The 15,401-nt window shown below is 69.1% G+C and carries 16 protein-coding genes; 10 read left to right on the top strand and 6 right to left on the bottom strand.

The features are described from left to right. Nucleotides 1–213: 213 nt before the first annotated feature. Genes H5407_RS03495 through H5407_RS03475 form a run of 5 tightly spaced genes read left to right on the top strand, consistent with a single transcriptional unit; the run spans nucleotide 214 to nucleotide 4,813 of the window. Nucleotides 214–861, top strand: coding sequence for a hypothetical protein (locus H5407_RS03495; RefSeq protein ID WP_183103039.1), 648 nt, complete (start codon nucleotides 214–216; stop codon nucleotides 859–861). After that, nucleotides 861–1,583: an ABC transporter ATP-binding protein gene (locus H5407_RS03490; protein ID WP_183103038.1), complete on the top strand. Its 723-nt coding sequence runs from the start codon at nucleotides 861–863 to the stop codon at nucleotides 1,581–1,583. Before H5407_RS03495 ends, H5407_RS03490 begins: the two co-directional genes overlap by 1 nt. After that, nucleotides 1,580–2,800 carry an FtsX-like permease family protein gene (locus H5407_RS03485; protein WP_220800446.1) on the top strand — a complete coding sequence of 407 codons (1,221 nt, stop codon included), beginning with the start codon at nucleotides 1,580–1,582 and terminating at the stop codon, nucleotides 2,798–2,800. Before H5407_RS03490 ends, H5407_RS03485 begins: the two co-directional genes overlap by 4 nt. Before the next feature lie 22 nt (nucleotides 2,801–2,822). Continuing rightward, on the top strand, nucleotides 2,823–3,563 hold the full coding sequence (locus H5407_RS03480) for an outer membrane lipoprotein-sorting protein (protein WP_183103037.1): 741 nt from the start codon (nucleotides 2,823–2,825) through the stop codon (nucleotides 3,561–3,563). Nucleotides 3,564–3,568: 5 nt separating this feature from the next. Then, nucleotides 3,569–4,813, top strand: coding sequence for a hypothetical protein (locus tag H5407_RS03475; RefSeq protein ID WP_183103036.1), 1,245 nt, complete (start codon nucleotides 3,569–3,571; stop codon nucleotides 4,811–4,813). A 110-nt stretch (nucleotides 4,814–4,923) separates the two neighbouring features. Here H5407_RS03475 and H5407_RS03470 read toward each other — a convergent pair whose 3' ends face one another. Beyond that, the gene (locus H5407_RS03470) at nucleotides 4,924–5,169 is read right to left on the bottom strand and encodes a bacterioferritin-associated ferredoxin (RefSeq protein ID WP_183103035.1); all 246 of its coding nucleotides are present in this window, start codon (nucleotides 5,167–5,169) and stop codon (nucleotides 4,924–4,926) included. A 126-nt stretch (nucleotides 5,170–5,295) separates the two neighbouring features. Beyond that, the gene (gene bfr, locus H5407_RS03465) at nucleotides 5,296–5,763 is read right to left on the bottom strand and encodes a bacterioferritin (RefSeq protein ID WP_183103034.1); all 468 of its coding nucleotides are present in this window, start codon (nucleotides 5,761–5,763) and stop codon (nucleotides 5,296–5,298) included. Nucleotides 5,764–5,926: 163 nt separating this feature from the next. Between bfr and hemP the strand changes: the two genes are divergently transcribed. The 5 genes from hemP (at nucleotide 5,927) to H5407_RS03440 (ending at nucleotide 11,327) form a co-directional block, all read left to right on the top strand. After that, nucleotides 5,927–6,136 (top strand): hemin uptake protein HemP, encoded by a 210-nt coding sequence (gene hemP, locus H5407_RS03460; RefSeq protein ID WP_183103033.1) that lies wholly within the window; start codon nucleotides 5,927–5,929, stop codon nucleotides 6,134–6,136. 217 nt (nucleotides 6,137–6,353) lie between these two features. Further along, nucleotides 6,354–7,682 carry a DUF2325 domain-containing protein gene (locus tag H5407_RS03455; RefSeq protein WP_183103032.1) on the top strand — a complete coding sequence of 443 codons (1,329 nt, stop codon included), beginning with the start codon at nucleotides 6,354–6,356 and terminating at the stop codon, nucleotides 7,680–7,682. 143 nt (nucleotides 7,683–7,825) lie between these two features. Beyond that, nucleotides 7,826–9,268, top strand: coding sequence for an aldehyde dehydrogenase family protein (locus tag H5407_RS03450; protein ID WP_404935583.1), 1,443 nt, complete (start codon nucleotides 7,826–7,828; stop codon nucleotides 9,266–9,268). An 80-nt stretch (nucleotides 9,269–9,348) separates the two neighbouring features. Further along, nucleotides 9,349–10,137 (top strand): hypothetical protein, encoded by a 789-nt coding sequence (locus H5407_RS03445; RefSeq protein WP_183103031.1) that lies wholly within the window; start codon nucleotides 9,349–9,351, stop codon nucleotides 10,135–10,137. Between the two features lie 122 nt (nucleotides 10,138–10,259). Continuing rightward, nucleotides 10,260–11,327 carry a choice-of-anchor A family protein gene (locus tag H5407_RS03440; RefSeq protein WP_183103030.1) on the top strand — a complete coding sequence of 356 codons (1,068 nt, stop codon included), beginning with the start codon at nucleotides 10,260–10,262 and terminating at the stop codon, nucleotides 11,325–11,327. Between the two features lie 66 nt (nucleotides 11,328–11,393). Here the strand turns inward: H5407_RS03440 and H5407_RS03435 are convergent, their stop codons facing one another. The 4 genes from H5407_RS03435 to H5407_RS03420 form a co-directional block, all read right to left on the bottom strand. Then, on the bottom strand, nucleotides 11,394–12,434 hold the full coding sequence (locus H5407_RS03435) for a S49 family peptidase (protein ID WP_404935582.1): 1,041 nt from the start codon (nucleotides 12,432–12,434) through the stop codon (nucleotides 11,394–11,396). 63 nt (nucleotides 12,435–12,497) lie between these two features. Then, nucleotides 12,498–12,893, bottom strand: a complete 396-nt coding sequence (locus H5407_RS03430; RefSeq protein WP_183103029.1) for a Rieske 2Fe-2S domain-containing protein — start codon at nucleotides 12,891–12,893, stop codon at nucleotides 12,498–12,500. 17 nt (nucleotides 12,894–12,910) lie between these two features. After that, complete coding sequence (locus H5407_RS03425; protein ID WP_183103028.1) at nucleotides 12,911–13,579, bottom strand: HAD family hydrolase; 669 nt, start codon at nucleotides 13,577–13,579, stop codon at nucleotides 12,911–12,913. Continuing rightward, the gene (locus tag H5407_RS03420; RefSeq protein WP_404935581.1) at nucleotides 13,576–14,544 is read right to left on the bottom strand and encodes an RluA family pseudouridine synthase; all 969 of its coding nucleotides are present in this window, start codon (nucleotides 14,542–14,544) and stop codon (nucleotides 13,576–13,578) included. Before H5407_RS03420 ends, H5407_RS03425 begins: the two co-directional genes overlap by 4 nt. Nucleotides 14,545–15,401 lie beyond the last annotated feature (857 nt).

Raw genomic sequence — 15,401 nt, 5'->3', positions numbered from 1 at the left:
GCCTCACCCCTGAACCCTGCGGAATGTCCTGGCGGCTCGCGCCGCCTTCAGCCGGCCCTCGTGCCGGCTCTTTTCTTTCCCGACGGCGCGGCATCTCGCGCCGCCTGGCTGTCGTTTCACGGCATGGCCTGCCGGCCCGTCGCGGGCCCCTCGCCGCGCCGCGGCCCCCGGCCTACGCTGCGTCCCATGTTCCAACCCCGACATGAGGACGCCATGCCCCACTCCCTTCTCCGCCTCGCCCGCAAGCTGCCCCTGGCCATCGTGCTGACCGTCTCGCTGGCCGCCCATGCTCTTCCTGAGCCCGCAACGCAGACGGCCATCGGCCAGTTCATGGCGGCCACCCAGGGCAAGTCCGAAGCCACCGAGGCCAGCCTGGAGCAGTTCCAGGCCCTGCTCAAGGTCGAGCCCGGGCATCCCCTGCTGATGAGCTATGCGGGCGCCGCCACCACCCTCAAGGCCCGCGACGCCTGGGCTCCCTGGAAGAAGATGAGTTACGCCGAGGACGGCCTGGCCCAGATCGACAAGGCCCTGGTCCTGCTCGCCCCGGCCCACGACCAGACGCTGTACCAAGGCACGCCGGTGAGCCTGCAGACCCGTTTCGTCGCGGCCAATACCTTCCTGGGCCTGCCCGACATGTTCAACCGCGGCCCACGCGGCCGTCAGCTGCTGGACGAGATCCAGGCCAGCCCCCTGTTCGGCAAATCGCCCGCCGGCTTCCAGGGCGCGGTGCTGATGCGAGCAGGCCGCCAGGCTCTGCAGGCCAAGCAGGGCGATCGCGCCAAGGCCCTGTTCCAGCAAGTCATCGAGCGCCAGTGCCCTCAGGCCGCCGAAGCGCAGGCCGCCCTGAAGGAGGTGCATTGATGGCCGCCGCCACCGTCATGGCCCTGCGCGGCGTGCGCAAGACCTACCGGCTGGGCGAGCACGTCGTGCCGGCCTTGCAGGGCGTGGACCTGGACGTGCGCGCTGGCGAGCTGCTGGCCCTGACCGGTCCCTCGGGCAGCGGCAAGAGCACCATCCTCAACCTCTGCGGCCTGATCGACAGCCCAGATGAGGGTCAGGTCTTGCTTCACGGCCAGCCGGTCGATGCGCGACAGACCCTGGCCTCGACGCTGTTGCGCCGCGACACCATCGGCTTCGTGTTCCAGAGCTTTAACCTGGTGCCGGTGATGACGGTGACCGAGAACGTCGATTACCCGCTGTTTCTGGCCGGCGTGCCGTCCGCCGAGCGGCGCGCGCGGGTGGCCGAGGCGCTGGCGCAGGTGGGCTTGAGCGAGCATGCGGCGCACCGGCCGGATGCCCTGTCGGGCGGCCAGCGCCAGCGCGTAGCCATGGCACGGGCCCTGGTCAAGCGGCCCAGCCTGGTGATCGCCGACGAGCCCACGGCCAGCCTGGATTCGCACACTGCCGAGCAGGTGCTCGGCCTCATGCGCAGCCTGGCGCATGAGGCGGGAGCGGCCTTCCTGATCGCCACCCATGACGACAGGCTGACCCGGCGCTGCGACCGCGTGATCAGCCTCCTGGACGGCCGCATCGTCCCCACGGCCTCGCACGAGGCCCATGCCCACAAGGAGTTGGCCGCATGAGCGCACTGATGAAATGGATGCACTTCGCCTGGCTCAATGCCCTGCGCAACAAACGGCGCTCAGCCGTGACCCTGGCCATTGCCGCCCTGGGCACGGCCGGCCTGCTGCTGGCCGGCGGCTTCGCCCTGTTCACCTATGAGAGCCTGGCCCAGTCGGCCGCGCGCAGCACCGGCCACCTGGTGCTGGGAACGCCGGCCCAGTTCAGCCAGGACGAGGATGTGCCCCTGCAGCACGGCCTGGACGACTGGCAGGCGCTGCGCACCCAGGTGCTGGTCGAGCCCGAGGTGCGCCAGGTGCTGCCGCGGGTCGAGTTCACCGGGCTGATCTCCAACGGCGAGAAGTCCACGGTGATGGTGGCCAACGGCATCGATGCCGACGCCGAATTCGCCGTCAAGGGCCCGTTCCTGCAGGTGAAGTCCGGCGAAGTCATCATGAGTCGCGAGCGCCAGGTGGTCATGCTGGGCGAGGGCCTGGCCAAGAGCCTCAAGGCCGAGCCCGGCAGCAGCCTGACCCTGCTGGCCAGCACCACGGCCGGCGCGCTCAACGCGGTGGACGTGACAGTGCGCGGCGTGGTGTCCACCGGCATCGCCGAGCTGGACAAGCGCCTGGTCTACGTGGACCTGCCAAGCGCCCAGGCACTGCTGGCCACGGAGCGCGTCTCCACTCTGGGGGTCTTCCTCAAGGACATGGCCAGCACCGCGCCCCTGCAGCAGCGACTGCAGGCGAGCCACCCTGCGTTGAAGGTCAAGACCTGGCTGGATCTGGCCACCTTCTACCAGGCCGTGCGCGACCTCTACAACCGCATCTTCGGCGCCCTGGGCCTGATCATCGCGCTGATCGTGCTCTTCGTCGTGGCCAATGCCATGGCTATGGCCATCATCGAGCGCACCCGCGAGATCGGCACCCTGCGCGCGCTGGGTACCACGCCGCGCCAGCTGCTCACCGCGCTCTCACTGGAAGGCCTGGTGCTGGGCGGCGGCGGGGCGCTGCTGGGGGCCCTGCTGTCCCTCGGGCTCAGCGTGTTGCTGCTGGTGGTGCCGGTGAACATGCCGCCCCCGCCGGGCTCCAACAAGGGCTATCCGCTGAATATCGCCATCGACGGCTCGCTCTATGCCTGGACCCTGCTGGCCATGCTGCTGCTGACCGGCCTCAGTGCCGCCTTCGTCGCGCGCCGCACAGTGCACCAGCCGGTGGTCGAAGCCCTGGCCCATGTCTGAACACCCAAAAAAGGAAGCCTTCATGAAGACACAGGCCCTGTTCTGCACCCTGCTGGGCGCCCTGCTGCTCTCGCCCGCCGCCCAAGCGCTGGACGCAGCCACCGTACTGAAGACCGCCGATGCCTTCCGCAGCGGCGGCGCCAAGCAGCAGCAGGTGGATACCGAGGTCCGCGTGCTCAACGCCGACGGCACCCTCGACAAGGAGCGCCGCTACACCGTGCTGACCCAGACCGATCACCGCTCCCTGGTGCTCATGCAGAGCCCGGCCGAGAAGGGCCAGAAAGTGCTGATGCTGGGCGACGACTTTTGGCTGCTGATGCCCTCCAGCCAGCGCCCCCTGCGCATCACGCCCCTGCAGAAGCTGCTGGGCGACGCCTCCACCGGCGACGTGGCCACCCTGTCCTGGAGCGAGGACTACAGCGGCGAACTGCAGGGCGAGGAACGCTGTGGCGAGCTACCTTGCCTCAAGCTGGCCCTGCAGGCCACTCGCAAGGGCGTGAGCTACCAGCGCATCACCCTGTGGGTGGGCAAGACCCGGCACGAGCCGCTGCGGGCTGAGCTCTATGTGCAGTCGGACAAGCTCGCCAAGACCGCCGAGTTCCGCTATGAGAAGAACGGCCAGCTGATCAGCGAAATGCTGCTGCAGGATGCGCTCTCGCAGCGCAAGCAAACGCAGGTGCGCTACCTCGCCCGCAAGAACCGGGAAGCGCCCGAGGCCTGGTTCAACCCCATGTTCCTGGCGCGCAGCCCGAACCTGGAGTGATGCGCATGCCTCGTCTCCTGTTCCTTTCGCTGCTGACCCTGGTCTCGCTCGCCGCGCAGGCCCAGTCGCTGGACGAGAGCAGCCTGCAGCTGCGCGCCCAGAGCCAGGCCGCTCAGCGCGGCACTCAGGGCCCGCTGGCCCAGGCCGATGCCCTGCAGCTCGGCATGAACACCTCCGCCCGGCAGAGCCTGCTGCTGGAGGCCGAATGGAAGGCCCGCAGCGGCCCCCTCAACACCACGCTGTATGCACAGCACCTGCAGCGCGACCACGCGGGCGCCAGCAGCCGCGCGGCGGTCAACGAGCTGTACGCCTCGGGCGGCTGGGGCGGGGCCGCGGGTCTGCAATACAGCCTGGGGCGCAAGCTGGTCAGCTGGGACGTAGGCTACGCCTTCCGCCCCAACGACATGGTGGGCCAGGAGGAGCGCCGCACTCTGGTCGGCAACTACAACCGCGGCCGCCCCCTGCTGCAGCTGGAACACTTCAGCGCAGAGACTGCCTGGAGCCTGGTGTGGGTCAATCCCGCCCGACCGGACGGCCAGGGTGGTGATGAGGAAGCCCTGGCGCTGCGCGTCTACCAGCACGCCGGAGCCTGGGACCTGCATGGCTTCGCCCGCCTCGGTCGTGAGCAGCGCGGCAGCGTGGGGGCGGCGTTCTCCGTCGTCGCCAGCGATGCCCTGGAGTTGCACGCCTCAGCCCGCGTGAACACGCGCAGCCTGGTCTGGCGCGCGGACGCGCAGGCCGCCTTGCCAAGCGCCGCTCTGCCTTGGCGACGCGAGCAGCAGGTCGGCAGCAGCCAGCTGCTGCTGGGCGGGACCTGGACCAACGAGGAGCAGCTGAGCCTGCTGCTGGAGTACTGGTGGGACTCGCAGGCACTGTCCCGCGCGGACTGGGCGGCTTGGCGCGAGCGCGGCGGCCGGCTGGTGCAGCTGGCGCAGCACGCACCTGCGGCCCTGCGACCCGCCCTGGCCGCCAATCTGGCCTGGCAGTCCCAGGGTTTTGCCAACAGCAGCCTGCAGCAGCACAACGTCTTCGCCCGCCTCAGCTGGACACAAGGCGCCTGGAGCTGGGCCGGCGACGTGCTGTGGTCCCCTCAGGACGGCGGGCGCATCCTCACAGGCTCGGTGGCCTGGCAGGGGGACCGATGGAGCCTGCAGGCCGGCCTGCGCCATTGGTCAGGACCTGCAGACAGCGTCATCGCCCAACTGCCCACGCGACGGCTGGCCTATGCCTCGGCGGTCTGGGCGTTCTGAACACGAGGCGCCGGGCCGCCGCCTGGCGGGGGGCTCTCCTGAACAAAAAAGCCGGACCAGGGTCCGGCTTTGTCTTGGCTGAGCGGTCGCCCCGCTTGGGTCCGGGGCTTTCAGGCGGCCACGCTGACCAGTTGGATCACTCGGCGGGTCTGGGCCAGCGGTTCCATCATCTGCACCGGCACGGGGGCGTGCCGGGCCAGGGCCTCGTCGAAGACCTCGCGGGCGCAGTCGTGGCAGGCGCCGCAGGCGGAAGCCACCCGGGTCTCGTCCTGAAGCACCTCGAAATTGCGGGTGCCCTCGGCCACGGCACGGCGGATGTCGCGGTCGGAAACTCGGTGGCAGAGGCAGACGATCATGATGGCTTGGCGAGGCAGTGGCGAAGCGTTGGTCAGATCGTAACGCTAACGCGAACGTTTCTCAATTACAAACCACCATCGAGCCTGGGGCCTTTTCCTAGGCGCCCCGAGCCTGCCCGCCCGGCTTCAACCCATCTGCGACTGCAGCCAGTTCTGCTCGCCCAACTGGGCAACGAGCTCGATCTGCGTCTCCAGATGATCGATGTGGCCTTCGGTGTCAGCCAGGATCTCCTCCAGCACCTGGCGGGAGACGTAGTCGCGCACGCTCTCGCAGTAGGCGATGGCTTCCTTCAGCAGGGGGTGGGAGCCGGTCTCGATCTTGAGGTCGCAGTGCAGCACCTCCACCGCGTTCTCGCCAATGTAGAGCTTGCCCAGGTCCTGCAGATTGGGCAGGCCCTCCAGCGTCAGGATGCGATCCATCAGCTTGTCGGCATGCTTCATCTCTTCGATGGACTCCTCGTACTCATGCTTAGCCAGGCGCTCAAGGCCCCAGTTCTTGAGCATTCGATAGTGCAGGAAATACTGGTTGATGGCCGTCAGCTCGTTCTTCAGCTGGGCATTGAGGTATTCGATGACCTTGGCATCACCTTTCATGGCGGGCTCCTGTGCGGTTTTCTGATGCGATTGCTCTGGGGCAGCCAGCCCGGAGGGGCCGACGTGAAGGCCGATTGTGACCCCAGTACAGGGCCCCTGCATGCAAGGTCCTGCAAACCTTGACAGCTTGCAATTGCGAATTATTCGCATTTATTATTCAAGCATGGACAAGCAAGCCCTCACCCTTCCAAACCCGGCGTTTTCGATCCCGGCCTCTTCGCCTCAGCCGCCCTCCAGCGCCTGCGGCCCGGCCCCGCGCCGCCTGCATAGCCGGGACCTGCTGGGCCAGGACCGCGAGCTCGAGATCGAGCACGCCGGCCAGCTCTACCGCCTGCGCCTCACGCAGTTGGGCAAGCTGATCCTCACCAAGTAAGCCCCCGGTCGGACTCCCGACCTCACGTCCGCCAGCCGTCGCAAGCCTACGCCCCCCTTTTTTACGCGCCCTTCCGGCCGCCATTCGGCCGTGGCGCCCTGACTGGAGCCGCGCATGCCGACGCCTGGATGCCTGCCCGCCGTACGCCCGGCCTTCGCCGCCAGGGCCACCGTACGCCGGCCCCCTCTCCCCCTGGACTTCGTCGAGGAGGGCCGCCATGTGTGAGCCCACCTTCGCCCCCCGTGGCGCGACCCTGCCCCCTCTCCCGCAGCCGCAAGGCCCGGAGCCTCGCGACGGCCACGAGGCGCCCGCCTCGCTGGCGGCCGTGCCCCCGGAACTGACCCTGCCCAATCACCTGCTGGGATCCCGCCGGCGGCGGCTCTGGGAGCTGCCGTCGCAGGCCTTGTGCCCCGTGATCGGCGCCTGCCTGCCCCTGGCCGTGCTGCGCAAGCGCGTCGGCAAGGCCCTGGGCGGCGAGGCCCTGGTGGAGGACTATGAGCTGCACTGCGGCGCCATCCACGAGTGCCGCCAGCGCGGCCGTATCGCCGAGCTGCTGCACCGTGAGCTGGACCAGCGCTACGCTCTGGCCGTGCGCCAAGCCAGCCGGCTCAAGACCACCCTGCAGCTGCGCGACTGGTGGCGCGAAGCCGCCGTCGGCGCGGAAGTCGCCGGTGCCCTGTGGGCCACGCTGAGCCACCCCCGCTGCGATGGTCTGCTACAGGACGAGGTGCTGCAGGACATCCACATGATCCAGCACCAGGTGGGCAGCTCCCACCGCGCGGACCTGCAGCGCATCCAGGCCCTGGCCCATGAGAACGGCGTGCTCGCGTCCGAGCTGGGTCGGGCCCAGCAGCGCAGCACTCAGCTGATTGCCGAGCGCGACCGGCGCATCGAGGAGCTGCTGGCCCAGCAGGTGCGTCATCGCGCCGAACTCGTGCTGCGAGACAGCCGCCTCGACGCCCTGCAAAACGAGTTGGACACCCTGAACGCCACCCAGCCGGCCCTGCGCCAGGCCCTCATCCGCGAGCGCCAGCTGTTGGAGGGACAGGCCCGCATCCATCAGCTGGAGCAAGCCCTGCAACGCCTGCGCCGAGAGCTGCGCCAGGCCCAGCAGGGCCCGACGCCATCGCGCGCTGCCGACCCCGCCCCCGCAGCTCAAGAGAGCGGCCTGCCCGGCCCGCCGGTGCAGTTGGAAGACCAGTCGGTGCTGTGCGTGGGGGGCCGCGCAGCCACCGTGCCTGTCTACCGCCAACTGATCGAGGCCCGCGGCGCCCGCTTCCTGCATCATGACGGCGGCGAGGAGCACGCCGTCACCCAGCTCGACGCCACCCTGGCGGCCGCTGACCTGGTGATTTGCCAGACCGCCTGTATCAGCCACGACGCCTACTGGCGGGTCAAGGAGCATTGCAAGAGGCATGGCAAACGCTGCGTCTTCGTGGACCAGCCCAGCCGCAGCGGACTGGTGCGCGCCCTGAGCCAACTGGCCGGACCCGCCGAGCCGGGGACCCCAGCGCCCATTCCATCGCTCGGCGCCTCCCAGTCCTGAGCAAGGGGCCACCGGTGCACGGCATGCAGGGCTGGGCTTGAGCAGCTCGGCTGGCGCTCCCGCAGAAGGAACTGCATGATGTGGGACCACGCGGTTCATCAAATATATTTACAATATTCACATCAACCCTGCGAGACAAGCCCATGAGCGCACCCCTGCACCCTCTCTACATTGGCGGCGAATGGCTGGACGGCCCGCGCCTGCGCGACAACCTCAACCCCTCCGATACCCGTGACGTGATCGGCCGCTACGCCCAGGCCGACACGGCCCTGGCCGAGCGCGCCATCGCGGCGGCACATGAAGCGGCGCCGGCCTGGGGCCTCAGCAGCCCGCAGGTCCGGGCGGACGCCCTGGACCGCATCGGCAGCGAGATCCTGGCCCGCAAGGAGGAGCTGGGCACCCTGCTGTCGCGCGAGGAGGGCAAGACCCGGCCCGAGGGCATCGGCGAGGTGGCGCGAGCCGGCGCCATCTTCAAGTTTTTCGCCCAGGAGGCCCTGCGCCTGCGCGGTGACAAGCTGGCCTCGGTGCGCCCCGGAGTGGAAGTGGAGATCACCCGCGAGCCCGTGGGCGTGGTGGGCCTGATCACGCCTTGGAACTTCCCAGCCGCCATCCCGGCCTGGAAGATCGCGCCGGCCCTGGCCTTCGGCAACACGGTGGTGCTGAAGCCCGCGGACCTGGTCCCCGGCTCGGCCTGGGCGCTGACCGAGATCATCAGCCGCGCGGGCCTGCCGGCCGGCGTCTTCAACCTGGTGATGGGCCCCGGCTCGCAGGTGGGCCAGGCCCTGCTGGACGACCGCCGCGTGGCGGCAATCAGCTTCACCGGCTCGGTGGGCACGGGCCAGCGCGTGGCGCAGGCCGCGGTGTCGCGCGGCGCCCGCTTCCAGCTGGAGATGGGCGGCAAGAACCCCTGCATCGTGCTGGACGACGCCGACCTCGACGTGGCCGTAAATTCGGTGCTGCAGAGCGCCTTCTTCTCGACGGGCCAGCGCTGCACGGCCTCCTCGCGCATCATCGTGCAAAAGGGCATCTACCCCCGCTTCGTGCAGGCCCTGGGCGAGGCCGCCCGCGCCCTGCGCGTGGGCGATGCGCTGGATCCGCAGACCCAGATCGGCCCGGTGGTCGATGAGGCACAGCTGGCCCAGGATCTGAAGTACATCGACATCGCCAAGGCCGAGGGCGCCCGCCTGGTCTGCGGCGGCGAGCGCCTGCAGCTGGACAAGCCCGGCTTCTACCTGCAGCCCGCCCTCTTCGCGGACTGCGACAACGGCATGCAGCACTGCCGCGAGGAAATCTTCGGCCCCGTGGCCAGCGTACTGCCGGCGGACAGCTATGAGCACGCCCTGACCCTGTCCAACGACACGCCCTTCGGCCTGGCCGCAGGCATCTGCACCACCTCGCTGAAGTACGCCAGCCACTTCAAGCGCCACGCCCAGGCCGGCATGGTCATGGTCAACGTGCCGACGGCGGGCGTGGACTACCACGTGCCCTTCGGCGGTCGCAAGGGCTCCAGCATGGGCCCGCGCGAGCAGGGCAGCTATGCGGCGGAGTTCTACACCACGGTGAAGACGGCCTACGTCCAGCCCTGAGACCGCTTCAGCCTCGCTTCAGACCAGGGCCCGGCCGGGTGCGATGATTTGGGCCCTAACGCCCACGGTTTACGCATCCGATGAAGCTGCCTCCGCTCGCCTCCCTGGCCCTGGCCGCGCTGTGCGCACTGCCCGTCCGCGCTGCGACCACCGACTGCCCGGGCCGTGAAGCCCTGGCGCCCCTGCTGAAGGCCGACGGGCTCTTCCTGGGCGAAATCCATGGCAGCGTCGAGGTGCCAACCCTGGTGGAATGCCTGGCAGGCCGCCTGGCCGACGAGTTCGCCGGCCGGCGTCCGCTATGGGTCGCGCTGGAGCTGCAGCCGGCGGCGCTGGAGGCGTCCGACCCCGCCTGGCGCAAGGGCTTCCAGGACGGCCGGACCTCCCAGGCCATGCTGCAGCTGATCAGGGCCCTCAAGTCGCTGCAGTCCCAGGGGCGGCTCACCCTTGCGGGCTTCGTGCCCGCCGACCCGCCGCCGGGCGCAGCGGCCTATGAACGGGCCATGGCGCGCGAGCTGGACCGCGCGCCCGCCGAGGCCTTCGTGCTGGCCCTGGCCGGCAACGTCCACGCACGCAAGTCCCCGGGCGCGGCGCGCTTCAGCGCCCAGGCCGCCGCACCGGCGGGCTCCCTGCTGCAGCGCCGCATGACCCATATGCTGATCGGCCATCGCCTGCCCTCGCAGGCCTGGATCTGCGCACCGACCTGCGGCCCGCTGCCGCTGGGGCCCAGCCCGGAAGCCAGGGACCGGGCCGCCGGCCTCCATGTCCTGGACGACGCGGACTACGACTATCTGCTGCTCCTGGACCGTCTCAGCGCCTCGCCACCAGCCTTTCCCGCGCCGGCTGCGCCCAAGCTGGTCAGCCCCGCCTGAAACGTGCAAATCACACAAACCACTTGCATACCACCCTGATCGCGGGGATGGTTTGTAACAGCCTGCTTCCTAGAATCCGCTGGCAATTCACAAGGCGATGAACGCCAAGGATGTCGCGGGGAATGATGCATAGCAAGCAAGAAAAGACCAGCACAGCAGCGGTGGCGCTGGCCTGGGTCGTGGGCATTACTGGTCTGGCACTGGCACAGGGCGCTGCCGCCGCACCCGTCATCGACCTGGGCGTAGCCGCACAGTACAGCGCCTTCATCTTCGGCGACGTCAAGGCCGCCAATGACGTGGAAGGCCGCCTGGCCGTCGGCGGCTCGCTGACGGCCAACGGGCTCAGCGTGGGCTACCGTGCGCCCGCCGGCAGCACGGGCCCCGCCCTGGTGGTGGGCGGCGACGTGCGCTTCACCAACGGCCGCATCTATTCCACGGCGCCCGGCTCCGTGACGGACTCCAGCGCGGGCGAAGGCAATCTGGTGCCCTGGGACCCGGCACTCGCCCATTACGGCAACAGCTACGGCGTCTTCGGCGGCCAGAACAAGGGTTCATCCAGCTACCTGGACCTGCGTGCCGAGCCCAAGATCAGCGGCGTGGTGGACTTCAAGGCCGCCCAGACCCAGCTGACGGCGCTGTCCGGCTCTCTGGCTGCCCTGGCCAGCACCGGCACCGTGGCCCAGCCCTGGAGTGACATCAGCCTGAGCGGCAGCGGCAAGGCCGGCGCCGTCGAGGTCTTCGACATTCTCCTGGGCAGCAAGAACAAGCTGGGCGGCAGCTGGGTGATGCCAACCCTCAGCCTCAGCAATGTGGCCAGCGATGCCTGGGTGGTGATCAACATCCTCAACGAGGGCGATGTGCAGCTGAGCGGCGGTTTCACGGGCTTCAAGCCTGTGCAGGAAGCGCAGGGCAAGGTGCTGTTCAACCTGGCGAACGCGCAGCGCGTCAAGCTGGGCTGGGTGGACGGCAGCGTGCTGGCGCCCAAGGCCGATCTCTACGGCCAGGGCCATGTGGAGGGCACGGTGATCGGCGCCTCGATCTCGCAGGCCTTCGAGATCGGCTGGGAGCCCTTCACCCCGACGCCCAAGCCGCAGGACGACCACAAAGTGCCCGAGCCCCAGATCGTCTGGCTCGCCGGCCTGGCCCTCGTGGCCGCTGGCCTGATCTCGCGCCGCCGAAGCAAGACCTGACCCCCACGTCGCCAGAAGCGCGAAGGCCCTCCGCTGGAGGGCCTTTTACGTGAGGCCTGCGTCGGCTCAGTGGATGGCAGGGACCTGGCGCAATGCCTTCACCGCGCCCTCGCCCAGAGCCGCGCCAAAGCGCTTGGCCAGGCGTTCGGCCACGTTGTCGCGCGGGGTGTAGTCGATGACCTCCTCGGCCTTCACCACCTCGCGGGCCACGAAGTCCAGATTGCCCAGGCCATCGGCCAGCCCCAGCTTGACCGCCTCCTCACCGTTCCAGAAGAGGCCGGAGAACATCTCGGGCGTTTCCTTCAGGCGCTCGCCACGGCCTTCGCGCACCACGGCGATGAACTGGCGGTGGATCTGGTCCAGCATGGCCTGGGCATAGGCCTTCTGGCGCGGGTTCTCCCGCAAGTAGGGATCCAGCATGCCCTTGTTCTCGCCAGCGGTGAGCAGGCGGCGCTCGATGCCCAGCTTGTCCATCAGGCCCGTGAAGCCGAAGCCGTCCATCAGCACGCCAATGGAGCCGACGATGCTGGCCTTGTCCACAAAGATATCGTCGGCCGCGGCGGCGATGTAGTAGGCGCCAGAGGCGCAGATCTCCTCGACCACCGCATAGACCTTCTTGCCATGCTTGGCCTTGAGGCGCCGGATCTCGTCATAGACGATGCCGGCCTGCACCGGGCTGCCGCCGGGCGAGTTGATGCGCAGCACCACGGCCTGCGCGCCCTGGTCCTCGAAGGCGTTGCGCAGGGCGGACAGCATCAGCTCGGCGCTGGCCTCGGTGTCCGCGGAGATCTCGCCGCGCACCTCGACCAGGGCGGTGTGCGGCGTGTTGGGCGCCGTCACGTGGTGGGGCTGGTAGAACAGGGCCCAGAAGAGGAAGAGGACCAGGCCCAGCCACAGCAGGCGGAAGAAGGTGCGCCAGCGGCGCTCGGCGCGACGGTCGCGCAGGTAGTCCTGGGCGAACTGGACCAGCAGCGGCTCGTAGCCCGCCGGGGCGCCGGGCGCCGGCGCCTCGGCACGCGAGGGCTCTGGTGTCGGGGCCTTGAGCATGTCTTCGGGGCGGGCCGTGGCGTCCGGCAGGATGCGCGGCGGTTCGTCGTTGGGGTTCATGGCGGGTGTTGAATGCGAGGGCCTGGGCAGGCGGCCGGCCCAGCGCGTGTGGCGTGGGAGGGCTCAGTCCTCGAAAGCAGGCTTGGTGTCGCGGCTAGGATACCAATACACCTTGCCCTCGCGTTCCTGCACCTCGATCTTGTGCAAGCCCGTACGGCCGCACATGCCGGTCACGCAGCGGCCACTGAGCGGGTCGTACACGGCCCCGTGGATGGAGCAGATGATGTAGCGCTTGTCGCTGTCCAGGAACTCGCCTTCCTGCCAGTCCATCTCGGTGGGCACGTGGGCGCAGCGGTTCAGATAGGCCACGGCCTGGCCCTCGAAGCGTAGGGCGAAGGCGCCGGCCGGCTGGCCGTATTGCAGCACCTCGAAGCAGTGCGCCTTGCCGCGCTCCTGCAACTCGGTGGAATCGCACAGGAGCAGGCCGTTGGCGGGTGGTGGGGTGTCGCTGGGGTTCATGGCGGGGTCAGGTCTTGTCAGGCGTGCTTCAGCAGCCAGTCATGCAGGTCTGGCACCGAGTGGGCGATGTGCACCGGCTCGAAGTCCTCGAAATGCTCGGGATCGTGGGCGCCGTAGCTGACGCCCAGTGCGGCGCAGCCGGCGTTGCGGGCCAGCTGCAGGTCGTGGGTGGTGTCCCCGATCATCAGCGTGCGCTCGGGCTCCACAGCGAACTCGCGCATCAGCTGCTCCAGCATCAGCGGGTGCGGCTTGCTCTGGGTCTCATCCGCCGTGCGGCTGGCATCGAAGACGCCCTGCAGCGCAACGTGGCGCAGGGCCTCGTCCAGCCCGCTGCGGCTCTTCCCGGTGGCGATGGCCAGCCAATGGTGACGGGCCTTGAGCGCCTGCAGCAGGGCCTCGACGCCGCCGAACAGGCACAGGGCATCGTGCTGGGCGAAGTAGTGCCTGCGATAGGCCTGGCCCATCTCGGCATAGCGCTCGCGCGGCAGCTCGGGCGTGGCGATGGCCAGGGCTTCGTAGAGGCCGAGGCCGATCACGTGTGCGGCCCGCTCGCGCGGGGGCACGGGAAGGCCCAGGTCGGCCGCGGCGCCCTGGATGGCCTGCACGATGAGGGCGGTGGAGTCAAACAGAGTGCCGTCCCAGTCGAAGACGATGAGCTCGTAGCGTTGAGGTCGGGTGGCGTTCATCGGGAGGAGCCTTGGCGCAGCTGGCGCAGGAGGGATTCGCACTCGTCCGGCAAGGGTGCCGTCAATTCGATCTCCTGGCCGTCGGCGGGGTGGACGAAGCGCAGGCGGCGCGCATGCAGGAACATGCGGTCAAAACGCAGGCTGGGCAAGGTCTCGCCACGGGCCAGGGCCTTGTTGGCCTCGAAGTCCCCGTATTTCGGATCTCCGACGATGGCATGGCCCGCCTGAGCCAGGTGCACGCGGATCTGGTGGGTGCGGCCGGTCTTGATGGTGACGTCCACCAGGCTGCAGGCCGGCAGACCTTCCGCCAACTTCACCAGGCTGATGGAGCGCTTGGCCTGTTCGGCGCCGGGGTCATGCGAGGAGGTCACGGCGCGCACCCAGCGTTCGCCGTCCGGGCCGACATACTTCAGCAGGGGCACATCGATCACCGTCTGACCCTTGGGCCAGGCGCCCCAGACCAGGGCGGCGTAGGTCTTGCCGGTCTCCCGGTCGCGGAACTGGTCCTGCAGGGCATTGAGGGCGCTGCGCTTCTTGGCGATCAGCAGCAGGCCCGAGGTTTCCTTGTCCAGGCGGTGCACCAGCTCCAGGAACTTTGCCTGCGGGCGGGCCTGGCGCAGCTGCTCAATCACGCCGAAGCTGACACCCGAACCGCCGTGCACGGCCACGCCGGCAGGCTTGTTGATGGCGATCAGGTGCTCATCCTCGAAGACCACCGGGAACTCGCGAGCGGGCACCGGCGCCTGGGCTGCGGTGCTGCGCTCCGGCAGGCGGACGGGCGGCACGCGGACCACGTCGCCCAGCTCCAGCCGGGTGTCGGCCTGGGCCCGTCCCTTGTTGACCCGCACCTCGCCGGCGCGGATCACGCGGTAGACATGGGTCTTGGGCACGCCCTTGAGCACCTTCAGCAGAAAGTTGTCCAGGCGCTGGCCGGCGGAGCCTTCGTCGATGGTGAGCAATTGCACGGCCGGTGCGGCCTTGGGCGCAGCGGCTGTCCCCTGCGCGGGGGACAGCGGCCGGACGCTGGCGCGCTTAGCCGCGACGGGCGCGGCCGGGGGAAGCGACGTTTCACCCCGTTTCATCGTGGTGGACGCCTTCTTGCGCCCGGGCTGGGCCGGCGCTGCCGGGCGCCTGGCTCCCTGGTCGCTTCCCGAACTCGGGCTTCGACCTTTAGCCCCTATAATCTTCCGTACCACGATTGCGTTCTAAGTATTTGATTTTTCTGATTTTACCTGCGGGTGAGCCGCAGGGATGCAAAGAACGCAGGGGTGGTGGGGCCTGGAACAGGCGGTCTGCGGCGCAAGCCGCTGCCCGGTTCGAGGCTCTCACAATTTGGAGAAGCAACGTGTCTGCCTGCCCGGCGGGCCCTGTCCCCAAGTGACAGCGGCGGTCGGCGGGCCGTTACGGAAGAGCGACGCAGTACGGACCACGCTTGGTCGAGGGGCTATCACCCCGCGATCGGCACGAATAAGGTTTTTCATCGTGTGAGGCCGCCCGGTCAAGAGCCGGAGGCCTCATGCCAGCGCCCAGCAGTTCCCCGCGGATGAATCCCAGCAATCCCCCCACCCCCCGCCGCATGCGCGCGCAGCCCCGGTCGCTGACCGGCTGCCTGCCCCGCATCAGCCGCGGCCGGGTCGCGCCAACGATGGTGGCGTGTTCACGGGAGGGAGGCTCCGCGCCACCTGTTGAAGCGCACGCGCCAACGCTGCCGGCCTGATCGCGAGTTTCGCGATCGTCAGCAGTCCAGGGCGATTCCTTCCTCGGTTCCACCGCGTTTCTCGTGCTGATGTCGGTCGCCCGCGGGTTCACGCCCCGTGCGATG

The organism is Mitsuaria sp. WAJ17 (assembly GCF_014174515.1).
Taxonomy (GTDB): Bacteria; Pseudomonadota; Gammaproteobacteria; order Burkholderiales; family Burkholderiaceae_C; genus Roseateles_B.
This window is presented reverse-complemented; position numbering and strand designations above follow the sequence as displayed.

Bases quoted from the DNA above. Each gene is read 5' to 3' on its own strand.
- H5407_RS03495 (WP_183103039.1), top strand. From the start codon at position 214: ATGCCCCACTCCCTTCTCCGCCTCGCCCGCAAGCTGCCCCTGGCCATC.
- H5407_RS03490 (WP_183103038.1), top strand. From the start codon at position 861: ATGGCCGCCGCCACCGTCATGGCCCTGCGCGGCGTGCGCAAGACCTAC.
- H5407_RS03485 (WP_220800446.1), top strand. From the start codon at position 1,580: ATGAGCGCACTGATGAAATGGATGCACTTCGCCTGGCTCAATGCCCTG.
- H5407_RS03480 (WP_183103037.1), top strand. From the start codon at position 2,823: ATGAAGACACAGGCCCTGTTCTGCACCCTGCTGGGCGCCCTGCTGCTC.
- H5407_RS03475 (WP_183103036.1), top strand. From the start codon at position 3,569: ATGCCTCGTCTCCTGTTCCTTTCGCTGCTGACCCTGGTCTCGCTCGCC.
- H5407_RS03470 (WP_183103035.1), bottom strand. From the start codon at position 5,169: ATGATCGTCTGCCTCTGCCACCGAGTTTCCGACCGCGACATCCGCCGT.
- bfr (WP_183103034.1), bottom strand. From the start codon at position 5,763: ATGAAAGGTGATGCCAAGGTCATCGAATACCTCAATGCCCAGCTGAAG.
- hemP (WP_183103033.1), top strand. From the start codon at position 5,927: ATGGACAAGCAAGCCCTCACCCTTCCAAACCCGGCGTTTTCGATCCCG.
- H5407_RS03455 (WP_183103032.1), top strand. From the start codon at position 6,354: ATGTGTGAGCCCACCTTCGCCCCCCGTGGCGCGACCCTGCCCCCTCTC.
- H5407_RS03450 (WP_404935583.1), top strand. From the start codon at position 7,826: ATGAGCGCACCCCTGCACCCTCTCTACATTGGCGGCGAATGGCTGGAC.
- H5407_RS03445 (WP_183103031.1), top strand. From the start codon at position 9,349: ATGAAGCTGCCTCCGCTCGCCTCCCTGGCCCTGGCCGCGCTGTGCGCA.
- H5407_RS03440 (WP_183103030.1), top strand. From the start codon at position 10,260: ATGATGCATAGCAAGCAAGAAAAGACCAGCACAGCAGCGGTGGCGCTG.
- H5407_RS03435 (WP_404935582.1), bottom strand. From the start codon at position 12,434: ATGAACCCCAACGACGAACCGCCGCGCATCCTGCCGGACGCCACGGCC.
- H5407_RS03430 (WP_183103029.1), bottom strand. From the start codon at position 12,893: ATGAACCCCAGCGACACCCCACCACCCGCCAACGGCCTGCTCCTGTGC.
- H5407_RS03425 (WP_183103028.1), bottom strand. From the start codon at position 13,579: ATGAACGCCACCCGACCTCAACGCTACGAGCTCATCGTCTTCGACTGG.